This window comes from Actinoallomurus acanthiterrae (genome assembly GCF_054775715.1).
Genome location: NZ_BAAHCO010000001.1, coordinates 4,270,636 through 4,283,570, shown reverse-complemented (window position 1 = coordinate 4,283,570; position 12,935 = coordinate 4,270,636). Strand labels below are relative to the sequence as shown.

The following is a 12,935-nucleotide window of genomic DNA, read 5'->3' as shown; positions in this document are numbered from 1 at the left end:
CCTGCCCGATCTGACGGTCGCCCGCGACGCCGGGCGAGCCGCCCGCGCCACACCTGGGCGAGCACACGACCGATCCACTCACCCGCCGCCGGTGTTCTCGAGTGAAGCTGAAAAAATGTACGGTTACGTATGGAAAAAAGATCACCGTGAGGGTGTGGATCTGGAAAGCTCTCGCCTCATGTCCTATCCCCCCAATTCCAACCCCGCACCGGATTCCGGTTTCGGAGGACCGGCGTACAGCCCGTACCCTCCGCAGGGATCCGGCCCGGACTCCCCATACGGCCCACCGGGCCCCGGCCCGGCGTCCCATCGGCCGCCTGGCAGCAACAAGACCAACGGTCTGGCCATCGCCAGCCTCATCACCGGTCTCATCGGGTGCATCTCCCTCGTGGGAGCGATCCTCGGTGTGATCGCGCTTCGCCAGATCAAGGAGCGCGGCGAGCGCGGTCGCGGGCTGGCGATCGCCGGCATCGCGCTGTTCTGCTTCTGGGCGCTGCTCTCGGTGATCGGCCTCGCGCTCAACCAGGGCTCCGGCTCCCCGAAGACGACCACGGGCCTGGGCACGAAGCCCACGCCGGCCGCGACCACGACGCATGACGTGAAGGTGCAGAAGATGCGCGTCGGCCAGTGCATCAACGACGGCAACGTGTCCTCGGCCTCGAAGGTCACGGTGGTCCCGTGCAACAAGCCGCACGACAGCGAGGTGCTGGCCGTCTTCACGCTGCGCGGACTGATCCTGCCGAGCGACCAGAAACTGCACTCACTGGCGAAGAGCGGATGCGAGAAGCGCGTCCAGCCGCGGCTCGACCGGGATCCGGCGGCCGACAAGCTCGCGATGTCGTACTACTACCCCTCCGCGGAGCTGTGGAGGCAGGGCGACCACGGGGTCACCTGTCTCGGCGTCGCCGCCACGGACGGCAAGAAGCTGACGCGCCGCATCCACGCCTGACCGTCGGCGAAACACGAGCATCCGCGCGCTGGCTGGGGCGTGTCCGGTGGGTCTACGTCCGGCTGCGCGGCGTCCAGAGCGCGCCTCGCCGCGTTGTCGTCGGTCGGCAGCCAACACCAGGCTGCCTCCCTCCTCCGCCTTGCGAGGCACACTCTGGACACCGCTCGCTACGAACAAGACCCACCGGACACGCCCTAGCTGTACTGCCCAGGCAGGTTGGTTGAGGTTGTGTGACGACACGGTGTGAATGTGCGTGATGGTGAAGGCCTCCGGTTGTGGAGTGGAGCTGTCTAGGAACCGCTCCGCCAACAGGAGGCCTTCGTGTCCCACGCTAACGCCGCTTTGACGCCTCGTGCGCGTCTTCGCCTGGCGCGTCTGATCGTCGATGGTGGCTGGCCCATCGCCCGGGCGGCCGAGCGTTACGACGTGTCGTGGCCAACCGCCAAACGATGGGCCCAGCGGTACCGCGACCAGGGCGTCGCTGGGATGGCCGATCGGTCATCTCGGCCGCACCACAGCCCCTCCCGCACGCCCCAGCCGCTGGTACGCATGATCGTGCACCTGCGCTGGAAACAGCGGCTGGGTCCCGTGCAGATCGGCGGGCGGCTGGGCGTGCCGTCCTCGACGGTGCATGCCGTGCTGCGACGCTGCCGGCTGAACCGGCTGTCCCATATCGACCGCGCCACGGGTGAGCCGATCAGGCGTTACGAACACGACCGGCCCGGTGCGATGCTGCACGTCGATGTGAAGAAGTTCGGCAACATCCCTGATGGGGGCGGGTGGCGTTACGTCGGCCGGGTCCAAGGCGAACGTAACCGCGAGGCCACCGCGAACCGCACCGGCGCCCGTAACGCCCGCTATGAACCCCGCCTGGGCACCGCCTTCGTCCACACCGTCGTCGATGATCACTCACGCCTGGCCTACGCCGAGATCCATGACGATGAGAAGGCCACCACCGCCATCGCGGTGCTGCGCAACGCCGTGGCCTGGTTCAGCGCCCGCGGCGTGAACATCGAGCGGGTGCTGTCCGACAACGGCTCGGCCTACAAGTCCTACGCCTGGCACAACGCCTGTATCGAACTCGGCATCACGCCGAAGAAGACCCGGCCCTACCGGCCGCAGACCAACGGCAAGGTCGAGCGCTTCCACCGCACCCTGGCCGACGGCTGGGCACTCGGCCGCTTCTACAGCAGCGAACACGCCCGCCGCAAAGCCCTCCCCGCCTGGCTCCACTTCTACAATCACCACCGACCCCACACCGCAGCCGACGGCAAACCACCCATCACCAGGCTGACCAACGTCCCTGGGCAGTACACCTAGCGCGGTCGGCGCCTCTCGAAGACGCCGACCACGCCGGTCCACGCGTCAGCGCGTCCGGAGCGGAGTGACCCGGCTCCGGCCGGGCCCGGCGCCCTCCGGCCCGGACCCGTCCGGACGGGTCCGGGACGAACGCGGCTGGAAGGGCAGGAAGCGGTCCGCGCGGTGCGGGCGCGCCGGGATGTCGGTGCTCTCGACCGCCAGCATCCGGTCGAAGCGGAACGCGCGGATGTGGCGGCGCAGCCGGCACCAGCCGACGAGGTACCAGTGGTCGCGGTGCACGAGGCAGGTGACCGGCTCGACCTCGCGGACCGTGACGTTGCCCTTGGCGTCGACGTAGTGCAGGCGGACGACGAGCCGCGCGGTGATCGCGGCCGCCGTGGTCCGGGCCCGGTGCGCCGTCGCGGGGTCGAGCGGACGGGCCAGGGTGTCGAGGGTGGTGCCGACGACCTCGGCGGGATCGAGGTCGTCGAAGAGGCGCCGCAGGGCCCGGCGCGCCGTGGCGGACTGCGGACCGGCGCCCAGGTGGGCGAGCGAGAGGGCGAGGGCCGCCACCTCGGGGGCGGGAAGCTGGGGACGGGTACGGCTTGCGAGCGTCGCGTTCTCGGCCATGGTTCGATCATACGTTCGAACACTGACATTTTCAGGGCCCAACCTCGGGGATCGCGCGGCATGTTTTTCTACAAAACCTGGACGCTGCGCCAAGGAAACTTAGAATGATGGGCTGGGAGGGAAGCCCATGTCCGACTCCGAGCGACCGGTCTCGTTCCAGACCCGGCCCGACCTGTACCGGCACTGGCGGATCGAGCTCGACGGCGAGGTCGCCCGCTTGGTCATGCGGGTCGACGAGCGAGGCGGGCTGCGCCCCGGCTACGACCTCAAGCTGAACTCCTACGACCTCGGGGTCGACATCGAACTGTACGACGCCGTCCAGCGGCTGCGGTTCGAGCACCCAGAGGTGCGCGCGGTCGTGATCACCAGCGCCGACGACCGGGTCTTCTGCGCCGGCGCCAACATCCGCATGCTCGCCGCGTCCGACCACTCGTGGAAGGTGAACTTCTGCAAGTTCACCAACGAGACGCGCTGCGGCATCGAGGACGCCACCGAGAACTCCGGGCAGACCTACCTCGCGGCCGTGAACGGCACAGCGTCCGGCGGCGGGTACGAGATCGCGCTCGCGTGCGACCACATCCTCCTGATCGACGACCGGTCCGCCGCCGTGTCGCTGCCCGAGGTGCCGCTGCTCGGAGTGCTGCCGGGCACGGGCGGGCTGACCCGGGTCACGGACAAGCGGAAGGTGCGCCGCGACCGGGCCGACGTGTTCGCCGCCAAGGCGGAGGGGTTCAAGGGCCGGACCGCCGTCGAGTGGGGCCTGGTCGACGAGGCGATCCCGCGCAGCAGGTTCGAGGAGACCGTCCGCGAGCGCGCGCGGGAGGCGGCGGCGCGGTCCGCGCGCACCGGCGAGCACGGCGTCCCCCTGCCCATGCTCGAACCGGAGATCACCGCCGACCGCGTCGCGTACCGGCACGTCACCGCCGAACTCGGGGACGACCTGGTCACCATCACGGTGCACGGTCCGGAGGGCGACGTCCCGCCGATCGTGGACGCGGACTTCTGGCCCCTCGCCATGACCCGCGAGCTCGACGACCTCATCCTGTGGCTGCGCGTCAACGAGCCCGAGCGCGGCACCTGGGCGATCCGGACCGTGGGCGACACGGACGCGGTCCTCGCCTACGAGGAGTCGATGACGAGCGACAAGGACTGGCTCGCGGGCGAGATCCGGCATTATTACAAGCGGACGCTGAAGCGGCTGGACGTCACGAGCCGCAGCCTCGTCGCGCTCATCGAGCCGGGCGGCTGCTTCGCCGGCCCCCTGCTCGAACTGGCCCTCGCCTGCGACCGGCAGTACCTCCTCGAACCCGCGGAGATCGTGGTGACCGACGCGAACCTCGGCGCCTACCCCATGGCGAACGGGCTGAGCCGCCTCGCCGCCCGGTTCCACGGGGACGAGGCCGCGCTGGAGCGCATCCGCGACGCGCGCGGGCGGCGCGTCGAGGCCGGCGAGGCGGAGGACCTCGGCCTGGTCACGCTCGCACTGGACGACATCGACTGGGAGGACGAGGTCCGCATCGCCCTGGAGGAGCGGGCGTCGCTCAGCCCCGACGCGCTGACCGGCCTGGAGGCCAACCTCCGGTTCGGCGGGCCGGAGACCCTCGAGACCAAGATCTTCGGCCGGCTCTCGGCCTGGCAGAATTGGATCTTCAACCGGCCGGGCGCCTCCGGCCCCGACGGGGCCCTCAGCAGGTACGGCACCGGAAAACGAGCGAGCTTCGATCGGAAGCGAGTCTAGGCAGATGCACGCCGACTACCAGGAGAAGATCCCGAACAACGTCGGGCTGGCCGACGACCGGCGGCTGCAGCGCGCGCTGGAGTCATGGCAGCCGAAGTTCCGGCAGTGGTGGGCGGAGATGGGCCCCGAGCTGCCCACCGAGGACGTCTACCTGCGCACCGCCGTGAACGTCGGCCGCGAGGGCTGGGCGCACTTCGGGCACGTGCCCGTGGCCGACTACCGATGGGGCGTCTTCCTCGCCGAGCCGCGCCACGACCGGCGCATCGCGTTCGGCGAACACAAGGGCGAGCCGGCCTGGCAGAAGGTCCCCGGGGAGTACCGCGCCGAACTGCAGCGGCTCATCGTCATCCAGGGCGACACCGAACCGGCCAGCGTCGAACAGCAGCGGCGGCTCGGCTACACCGCGCCCAGCCTGTACGACCTGCGCAACCTCTTCCAGGTCAACGTGGAGGAAGGCCGCCACCTGTGGGCCATGGTCTACCTCCTGCACGCCCACTTCGGCCGCGAGGGCCGGGCCGAAGCCGAGGAACTGCTGCGCCGCAACTCCGGCAGCGAGGACTCCCCGCGCATCCTCGGCGCGTTCAACGAGGAGACCCCCGACTGGCTGTCCTTCTTCATGTTCACCTACTTCACCGACCGGGACGGCAAGTACCAGCTCGGCACCCTGAAGGAGAGCGGCTTCGACCCGCTGTCGCGCACGTGCGAGTTCATGCTGAAGGAAGAGGCCCACCACATGTTCGTGGGCACCACCGGCATCGACCGCGTCGTGGGCCGCACCGCGCGGCTCATGGTCGAGCACGACACCGACGACGCCGGACCGCACGGCGCGATCCCCTTCACCGTCATCCAGAAGTACCTGAACTTCCACTACTCGGTGTCGCTGGACCTGTTCGGCGGCGAGACGTCGACGAACGTCGCGAACTACTTCTCCGCCGGGATCAAGGGCCGCTGGCAGGAGGAGCGCCGCAAGGACGACCACCGGCTCACCGACCGCGGCGCGCACGTCGACGCGGTCGTGGACGGCGAGCTGTCCTCGGTGGAGGTGGAGGCGCTGACCGCGCTCAACACCGACCTGCGCAACGAGTACATCGCCGACTGCGAGAGCGGCGTGAAGCGCTGGAACCGCATCCTGGCCGATTCCGGCCTTCCCCACCGGCTGCACCTGCCACACCGCGGGTTCAACCGGTACGTCGGCGCGTTCGCGAAGGTCAACGTCGCACCCGGCGGCGAGCCGCTGTCGGACGAGGAGTGGGCGGCGCGCAAGGACGCCTGGCTCCCGACCGAGACGGACAAGGCGTTCGTCGCTTCCCTCATGCGGCCCGTATACGAGCCCGGTAAGATCGCCAGCTGGCTGGAGCCGCCGCGGAACGGCATCAACGGCAAGCCGTTCGAGTACGAGTACGTCCACCTCTGATCGAGGGCGTGAGTCCGGGTGTTCAACGCCAGTACGTATCTCGTCGACCGGCACGTCGAGGCCGGGAACGGCGACCGCATCGCGATCACCGGACCGGGCGGCACGCTGACCTACGCGCAGGTGCTGGGCCGGATCCTCCGTACCGCCTCCGGCCTGCGCGAGCTCGGCGTACGGCCCGAGGAGCGGGTCATGCTGTCGATGGCCGACGGCCCGGACCTGCTCACGCTGATCCTCGCGACCATGCGCGTCGGCGCGGTGCCCGTTCCGGTCTCCACGATGCTGACCGCCAAGGACCTGGCCGAGCTGCTGCGCGACTCGCGGGCGCGGGTCCTGGCCGCGAGCCCGGAGTTCGCCGCGGCCGCCGAGGAGGCCGCGCAGTCCGCGCCGGAGCTCGCCGCGTTCATCCTCAGCGGCCCCGACGCGCCGCGCCCGCCCGCCTGGGCGGCAGGCCACCGGCTCGACGAGGTCGCCGGCGACGAGGGAGGCGGCGACCCGTACGACACGCACCCGGACTCCAGCGCGCTGTGGCTCTACACCTCCGGGACGACCGGCCTGCCGAAGGCCGCCGTGCACCGGCACGCCTCGATCCGGTCCGTCGCCGAGACGTACGGCGCGCAGGTGCTCGGCGTCCGGCCGGAGGATCGGTGCCTGTCGGTGCCGAAGCTCTTCTTCGCGTACGGCATCGGCAACGCCTGCTTCTTCCCGCTCGCCGCCGGCGCGTCGGCCGTGCTGGAGCCGGGCCGCCCGACTCCGGCGCTGATCGCCGAGCTGGTCGAGCGGGAGCGCCCGACGCTGTTCTTCGGCGTGCCGACCTTCTACGCCGCGCTGCTCGCGGCTGGTCTGCCGGCCGAGACTTTCGCGCCGGTCCGCGCGGCGGTGTCGGCGGGTGAGCCGCTGCCGGCGCCGATCTTCCGGAGGTTCGCCGAGCGGTTCGGCGTGGAGATCCTGGACGGCATCGGTGCGACCGAGGCGCTGCACATCTTCATCTCCAACCGCGCGGGCCAGGTCCGGCCGGGCAGCAGCGGCCTGCCGGTGCCCGGGTACGACGTGCGCGTCGTCGACGACGCGGGCGCCGACGTCCCGCCCGGTACGCCCGGTCACCTGCTCGTACGCGGTGACTCGATCGCCACCGGCTACTGGTGCCGTACGGCGGTGACCCGGCAGGTGTTCCAGGGCGAGTGGCTGCGCACCGGTGACACCTACGTCCGCGACGAGGACGGGTCGTACCGGTTCCTCGGCCGGTCCAACGACATGATCAAGGCCGGCGGGATCTGGGTGTCCCCGAGCGAGGTCGAGGCGCGGCTGCTGGAGCACCCCGGCGTCGCCCAGGCGGCGGTGGTCGCGCTGCCGGACGGCGACGGCCTGGACAAGCCCGTCGCCGCCGTCGTCCGGGCGCCCGGCGACGCCGTCACCGCCGAGGAGATCATCGCGTTCTGCCGCGACGGGCTCGCGTCGTTCAAACGGCCGCGCGCGGTGCACTTCGTCGACTCACTGCCGACGACGGCGACCGGGAAGATCCAGCGCTACCTCGTCCGCGAGCGCCTCGACGACCTCGCTCCCCCGGCCGCCGCTCCGGCCGACGCCGGACGCGACCTCCTCGACGAGACCCGATCCTGACCCACGGGTCGCCGACGGTCAGGTGGCGGGCCGGTCGGCCGCCACCGTACCGGGCGCGGGCCCTGTCTTCCGCCGGGACGACACGGACACCGGCGCTCGAGCGCGGTGGGGCGCCTCGGCTGGTTCAGCCGGCGGCAAGGGAGCGCCAGCGCTGCTGGGCGACCGCGTCCCATTCGCCGTGCCGGGCGTCGAACAGCTCGCGGGCCTGGTCGCCGATCCAGCCCGAGGGAAGCAGCGCCGACGGGAGCCGGGGATCCAGGAACGGGAACCGCCGCCACTCGTGGACGAGCCGTGTCTGCGCCAGCATGATCGACTCCGGGGAGGCGGGACGCAGGCCGCTGAACGTCTCGATGAACGCCTCGTACTGGGCGGCCACGCCCTCCAGGTCCCACGCCCGCTCGACCATCGCCCGCTCGCTGCCGACCCCGGCGAACCGCGCGGTGAACGACATGGCGCCGGACTCCAGGCCGAGGCCCTCGATGACCGAACGGGCCTCCGCCTCGCGCACCGACGACGGCGCGATCCACATCCCCGGGCCGGGCGAGCCGAAGCCTGCCCAGCTCAGCTTCGTGCGGAGCTTGTGCCGGAGCCGACGCTTGGACTCGGGGACGGAGACGTAGACGATGAGCCACACCCCGTCCCAGGGGGTGGTCGAGGTGCCGAACGTGAAGATGCGCTCCGCGCCCTCGGCCAGGAGCTGCAGCCCGGGAGGGGTGAGGGACCAGCGGACGCTCCGGCCGACCCGCTCGGAGATGAGCCATCCGTCGGCCGCCGTACGGGCCAGGGCCTGCCGCGCGGACTTCTCCTCGACGCCGAGTTCGTCGAGAACCTCGACGAGAGTCGCGGTCCATACCGGCTCTGGGTTCCGCTGGACGAACTCCCCCAGTACGGTCAGCAGCAGAGAACGCGCGCTCGTCTCGCCCAAGGCGTGCCGTCGAGTCAGCGTGGGTCGCGGGGCGGTCACACTTAATTCTACATAAACCAGGTGCATAATTGACGCTTTGTAGAGCCCGCTGACAAAAAGGCAGGAACACGTCGTGCTCGATGGTCGGCCGCTCGTCGACGCCCACACGCATCCGGCCCGGCTGCCGACGCTCAAGGCCGCCTGGCGAGGCTGGGCCGCCGAGTTCGGCGACGCGGCCGTCCTCGACCGGATCTTCGACTCCGGCGGCACGCCGATCCCGGAGAGGTTCGTCGAACTCCTCGACGCCGAAGGCGTCGACATCGCGCTGATGCTCTGCGAGTACAGCCCGAAGACCACCGGGATCCAGCCGATCGAGGATCTGCTGGCGCTCACGGCGCACGCCCCACGCCGCCTGCGCGCGATCGCGAACATCAACCCGCACTACCACTTTCCCGTCGCCGAGGAGCTCGAACGCCAGCTCGGACTGGGCGCGGTGGCGCTCAAGCTGCACCCCGTGCACGGCGGTTTCGCCGCCGATGACCGCGCGCTGTACCCGGCGTACGAGGTGTGCCGCTCCCGTGGCGTTCCCGTCGTGGTGCACTGCGGCACCAGCAGCTTCCCCGGGTCCACCAATTCCTACGCCGACCCGGTGCTGCTCGACGCGGTGCTGCGCGACTTCCCGACGCTGAACGTCGTCCTCGCCCACGGTGGCCGCGGCTGGTGGTACGACGCGGCGGCGTTCCTCGCGCTGTCCCGCGACAACGTCTGGATCGAGCTGTCCGGACTGCCGCCGCGCCGGCTGCCCGAGTATTACGCGCGGTACGACTTCGCGCGGCTGTGCCGGCGGTTCATCTTCGGCACCGACTGGCCCGGCGTGCCCGGCATCGCGGCCAACGCCCGCGCCGTCGCCGCGCTCTGCCCCGACGAGGAGACCGCCGCGCTCGTACTGGCCGGCAACGCCATCCGGGTGTACGGCCTCGACGACCCGGAGTGACCCGCGCGGGCCAGGTCAGGGCTTGCGGGCGACGCCGGCGAAACCGTGTGAGCGTGGCGTGTTCGGATCGTCCGGGCGCCATTCCGCGATGCGGGTGAGTCCGGGGTCGATCAGCTCGAAGCCGTCGAAGAACCGGCGGATGCCCTCGCGCGCGCGGGGCACGATCGGAGCGGTCGCGTTCTGGTACGCCGCGCGACCGGCCCGCACGCGCTCCTCCGGCACGCCCTCGGTGGTCAGGTGCGAGATCACCACGTGGCTGCCGGCGGGCAGCGCGTCGCGGAACCGCGCGAGGAGGTCGTACGGCGCCTCGTCGTCCGTGACGAAGTGCAGCACGGCCACCAGCAGCAGCGCCACGGGCCGCGAGAGGTCCAGGTTCAGGTCACGGTGGCCGAGGATCGACGCGGGGTCCCGGAGGTCGGCCTGGATGATCGAGACGTCGGACGCGCCCCCGAGGAGGGCCCGCGCGTGGCAGAGCACCATGGGGTCGTTGTCGACGTAGGTGACGCGCGCGCCCGCGGCGAGCTCGTGCACGTTGCCCTGCGTCGGCAGTCCCGAGCCGATGTCGAGGAACTGGGAGATCCCGGCGGCGGAGAGGTGGCGCACGGCCCGGCGCATGAAGTCCCGGTTGGCGCGCGCCGCCACCGGGGTGTCGGGGAAGACCTTCAGGATCCGGCTCGCGGCCTCGCGGTCGGCCGCGAAGTTGTCTTTGCCGCCCAGGAAGTAGTCGTACATGCGGGCCACGTTCGGGGTGGCGATGTCGAGGCCGTCCGGGACCATCGCGTCCATCGTCATCGAGCCCCCTTCCCGTTCACTCGCCGGCCGAGGCAATGAGTCTCCCTCACGATTCATGAGCAACGTAGCGGATCCGGTGATCCTCGTCGGGCCGGTACGACGCGGGCGCCGCCCGTCCACGGCAGTGGACGGACGACGCCCGGTCGGCCTCGAGAGGCCGGGTGTCTCCGATCAGTCCCGGCGGGCCGAGAGCAGCGGAGCCGTGGCGGGCGCCGCCCCCGTGGACTGGGACGGCGTCCAGTTCACGATCGGACCGGGAACCGTCTGCGCCGCGACGGACCCGCCACCGATGCCGTACGTCTTCACGTAGGGCGTGTTGTCCGAGTCGGTGCCGAACGTGCCCTTGCCGCCCTCGAATTCCGCGGCGTAGTAGCCGCTGCCGTACGCGTGGACCTTCTGCTTGAAGTAGCCCGTGCTGTTCGTCTTGGTCCACTTGAGGTGGTACCAGGTCTTCTTGCCCTTGAACCGGAAGATGATCCGGACTCTCTGGCCGGCGTAGCCGCCGTGCTTGGTGAGCGTGGTCCAGCGGATCAGGCGGCCGCTCGCCGTCGTGTACTTGTTCTTGCGGACCTTCTTCGGCGAGACCTTGAACGAGTGGATCTCGGTCCGCCAGCGCCAGGCCTTGCGCACCGGGCTGGTCGCCGCCTGGTAGGTCGCGTCACCGGCGAACCGCGCCCGCCAGTAGCCGGACATGTTGTAGTAGAGGCTGGTGTTGAACTCGCTGGTCTGCGTGCTCGAGTTGACAGTCTTCTTGACAGCCCAGCCGGTCTTTCCGTCGGCCGAGTACTCGATCGTCAGCGGGAGCACGGTGACCGCGGACGGATCGCCGCGCAGAACTCCGTCGACCGTTACCTTTCCCCACGGGTCGTACGAGACAGTGAACTGGTCGAAATTCAGCGTTTTCTGGTCGAGTCTCGCCTGGGAGGCGGCAGGGGCCGCCGTTTCGGCCAACGCCGCGGGCGGCACGGCTGCGAGCGTGCACATCACCGCCGAAGCGCTGAGGATGCCGAGGGTGATACGTCGCAAAGCAATCACCTATGGGTCGAATGATGGATTCGCGTGATCTTCACGCGAGAGAGAGGACGACCCCATCCATCACCCGGTTGCCCCAAGAATGATCACAAAACGGAAACATGCCACCGGACCGTCGTTTCCGTAACCCTGACGAATCTGTGCGTCACCGTCCGTCCGGCCGCACCAATCCCGCTGTCCTTTTCTCGCGTCGGCCAGGCCGGCGCCGACCCGTTGATGACCGGTCTGATTCCGGCCGGTTGAGTGGAGGTTCGGGCAGAACCTCCACTCGACGGCTTGGTGGACGGTCAGCGCTTGGTGATCCGCCAGGTGAAGGTGGCCGAGCCGGAGGCGTTGGTGGTGTCGGTGGCCGTGACGGTGACCGTGCTCGTGCCGGTCGTGGTGGGCGTGCCGGTGATCAGACCGGTGGCCGAGTTGATGGACAGGCCGCTCGGGAGGCCGGAGGCCCGGTAGGTGAGGGTCTGGCCGGTGGCGGAGTCGCCCGCCTGGACCTGCAGCGAGACCGCGGCGCCCTTCCTGGTCGACTGGCTGCCGGGGTTGGTGACCGTGACGGTGTTCTGGCCTCCGCCGCCCCCGAACACGTCGGTGATCGGGCTGACGCCGGCGCTGTTGCCGGCGTACGGCAGGCCGTAGAAGTCCTCGATGGTGCGCAGCACGTTGTCGTGCGTGATGTGCTCGCTGTAGGTGCCCGGGGTGACGCCGGCGCCGACCATGACGGTCGGGATCTGGTTGCTCTGGCTGCTGTCGTCCTCGTCCCAGGTGAGGACCAGCAGGCTGTTGTGCGTCTTGGCCCACTGGGCGTACGCGTCGATGTTGTTCTTCAGCCAGGTGTCACCGGTGCCGACGGAGCAGTCGTGCATGTCGTCGCACAGGTTCGGCACGACGAAGGAGACCGTGGGCAGGGTGCTGTAGTCGGTGGGGAATGAGGTGTAGGTGCGGTTGTCGGCGGCCAGCACGTTCGTGAAGTTGACCCAGGGGTTGTGCTTGCGCGCGTACGTGCCGCTCGTGCAGCCGGTGTAGCCGTCCGACGGCATGTTCTCGGAGTAGCCGGTGAAGGTGAGGCCGGCGCCGATGAGCTCGGAGCCGAGGTTGGCGGCCGAGAAGGTGTGGGGGCAGCTGTCGTCGGTGACGCCCTGCGTCGAGCCGGAGAACAGCTCCAGGTAGTTGGGCTCGCTCGGGTGGGTCACCGCGAAGGACTGGCTGAAGTTCGCTCCCTGGCCTGCCAGGGAGGTGATGTACGGAGCGGACGAGTTGCCGACGATCTCGGAGTAGGAGTGGTTCTCCATGACGACGACGACCACATGGTCCGGGCGGGGAAGTCCGGCGGCGGCGTTCGCGGGGGCGGACGCGACCAGGGGAACGGCCAGCGTGAGGCCGATCAGCGCGGCGATACGGGAACGGAACACGGCGTCTCCAACGGTGGGGCAATGTCGCCGATGCTGAGGCTCCCCCGGGTTCCGAGGTACGGCAACGCCGGGACCCCGATGTTCCGGCAGGCTTCACTTCCTCGGCGGGCTGCGGACTCCAATCCGCGAACGGCGAGGGCACCCGTCTGCCTGGCGTGCC

At 70.1% G+C, this 12,935-nt stretch carries 11 protein-coding genes; 6 read left to right on the top strand and 5 right to left on the bottom strand.

Annotation, left to right across the window (positions count from 1 at the left end):
- Nucleotides 1-178 precede the first annotated feature (178 nt).
- Both ACYVF7_RS20750 and ACYVF7_RS20745 read left to right on the top strand, forming a co-directional pair.
- The gene (locus tag ACYVF7_RS20750; RefSeq protein ID WP_460342938.1) at nt 179-949 is read left to right on the top strand and encodes a DUF4190 domain-containing protein; all 771 of its coding nucleotides are present in this window, start codon (nt 179-181) and stop codon (nt 947-949) included.
- A gap of 321 nt (nt 950-1,270) precedes the next feature.
- The gene (locus ACYVF7_RS20745) at nt 1,271-2,269 is read left to right on the top strand and encodes an IS481 family transposase (protein WP_460342935.1); all 999 of its coding nucleotides are present in this window, start codon (nt 1,271-1,273) and stop codon (nt 2,267-2,269) included.
- A 45-nt stretch (nt 2,270-2,314) separates the two neighbouring features.
- Here the strand turns inward: ACYVF7_RS20745 and ACYVF7_RS20740 are convergent, their stop codons facing one another.
- Nucleotides 2,315-2,878 (bottom strand): helix-turn-helix transcriptional regulator, encoded by a 564-nt coding sequence (locus tag ACYVF7_RS20740; protein WP_460342932.1) that lies wholly within the window; start codon nt 2,876-2,878, stop codon nt 2,315-2,317.
- 127 nt (nt 2,879-3,005) lie between these two features.
- On the opposite strand from ACYVF7_RS20740, the gene boxC reads away from it, so the two are divergent.
- Genes boxC through ACYVF7_RS20725 form a run of 3 tightly spaced genes read left to right on the top strand, consistent with a single transcriptional unit; the run spans nt 3,006 to nt 7,647 of the window.
- Nucleotides 3,006-4,616 carry a 2,3-epoxybenzoyl-CoA dihydrolase gene (gene boxC, locus ACYVF7_RS20735; RefSeq protein WP_460342929.1) on the top strand — a complete coding sequence of 537 codons (1,611 nt, stop codon included), beginning with the start codon at nt 3,006-3,008 and terminating at the stop codon, nt 4,614-4,616.
- A gap of 4 nt (nt 4,617-4,620) precedes the next feature.
- On the top strand, nt 4,621-6,030 hold the full coding sequence (boxB, locus tag ACYVF7_RS20730; RefSeq protein WP_460342926.1) for a benzoyl-CoA 2,3-epoxidase subunit BoxB: 1,410 nt from the start codon (nt 4,621-4,623) through the stop codon (nt 6,028-6,030).
- A gap of 18 nt (nt 6,031-6,048) precedes the next feature.
- Entirely contained in the window at nt 6,049-7,647 is a 1,599-nt protein-coding gene (locus ACYVF7_RS20725; RefSeq protein ID WP_460342923.1) for a benzoate-CoA ligase family protein, read from the top strand.
- A 124-nt stretch (nt 7,648-7,771) separates the two neighbouring features.
- Here the strand turns inward: ACYVF7_RS20725 and ACYVF7_RS20720 are convergent, their stop codons facing one another.
- On the bottom strand, nt 7,772-8,611 hold the full coding sequence (locus ACYVF7_RS20720) for a PaaX family transcriptional regulator (RefSeq protein WP_460342920.1): 840 nt from the start codon (nt 8,609-8,611) through the stop codon (nt 7,772-7,774).
- 73 nt (nt 8,612-8,684) lie between these two features.
- Here ACYVF7_RS20720 and ACYVF7_RS20715 point away from each other — a divergent pair, with 73 nt between their 5' ends.
- Nucleotides 8,685-9,545, top strand: coding sequence for an amidohydrolase family protein (locus tag ACYVF7_RS20715; RefSeq protein WP_460342917.1), 861 nt, complete (start codon nt 8,685-8,687; stop codon nt 9,543-9,545).
- 15 nt (nt 9,546-9,560) lie between these two features.
- Here ACYVF7_RS20715 and ACYVF7_RS20710 read toward each other — a convergent pair whose 3' ends face one another.
- From ACYVF7_RS20710 to ACYVF7_RS20700, 3 genes are all read right to left on the bottom strand, one after another.
- Nucleotides 9,561-10,337, bottom strand: a complete 777-nt coding sequence (locus tag ACYVF7_RS20710; RefSeq protein WP_460342914.1) for an SAM-dependent methyltransferase — start codon at nt 10,335-10,337, stop codon at nt 9,561-9,563.
- Nucleotides 10,338-10,508: 171 nt separating this feature from the next.
- Nucleotides 10,509-11,363, bottom strand: a complete 855-nt coding sequence (locus ACYVF7_RS20705; protein ID WP_460342911.1) for a hypothetical protein — start codon at nt 11,361-11,363, stop codon at nt 10,509-10,511.
- A gap of 293 nt (nt 11,364-11,656) precedes the next feature.
- Entirely contained in the window at nt 11,657-12,775 is a 1,119-nt protein-coding gene (locus ACYVF7_RS20700) for an alkaline phosphatase family protein (RefSeq protein ID WP_460342908.1), read from the bottom strand.
- Nucleotides 12,776-12,935 lie beyond the last annotated feature (160 nt).

Bases quoted from the DNA above. Each gene is read 5' to 3' on its own strand.
- boxC (WP_460342929.1), top strand. From the start codon at position 3,006: ATGTCCGACTCCGAGCGACCGGTCTCGTTCCAGACCCGGCCCGACCTG.
- ACYVF7_RS20750 (WP_460342938.1), top strand. From the start codon at position 179: ATGTCCTATCCCCCCAATTCCAACCCCGCACCGGATTCCGGTTTCGGA.
- boxB (WP_460342926.1), top strand. From the start codon at position 4,621: ATGCACGCCGACTACCAGGAGAAGATCCCGAACAACGTCGGGCTGGCC.
- ACYVF7_RS20710 (WP_460342914.1), bottom strand. From the start codon at position 10,337: ATGACGATGGACGCGATGGTCCCGGACGGCCTCGACATCGCCACCCCG.
- ACYVF7_RS20740 (WP_460342932.1), bottom strand. From the start codon at position 2,878: ATGGCCGAGAACGCGACGCTCGCAAGCCGTACCCGTCCCCAGCTTCCC.